Raw genomic sequence first — 224 nt, forward strand, 5'->3', positions numbered from 1 at the left:
ACGGGCGGCCTCGAGCTTCGATTCGGCAACCACGGGGCGATGGTGGAGCTCGCCCGGCTCATCGCATTTAGGGAGGGATTCGGCGACCTACTGGCGGAGGGAAGCTATCGCGCAGCGCAGAGGGTCGGCAGGGGTTCCGAAAAATACGTGATGGCGATCAAGCGGCAGGAGATCGCGGGACAGGACGGTCGTGCTCAGAAATCAATGGGTCTGGGCAACGCCAC

1 protein-coding gene is annotated in these 224 nt (G+C 63.4%); it reads left to right on the forward strand.

The window, feature by feature from the left end:
- Positions 1-224, forward strand: a 224-nt coding sequence (locus tag QME70_14045) for an aldehyde ferredoxin oxidoreductase C-terminal domain-containing protein (protein MDI6895684.1), incomplete at both ends; no start/stop codon positions are given.

The sequence above is a fragment of the Bacillota bacterium genome (genome assembly GCA_030019365.1).
In the GTDB taxonomy this organism is placed as follows: Bacteria; Bacillota; Sulfobacillia; order JACIYH01; family JACIYH01; genus JACIYH01.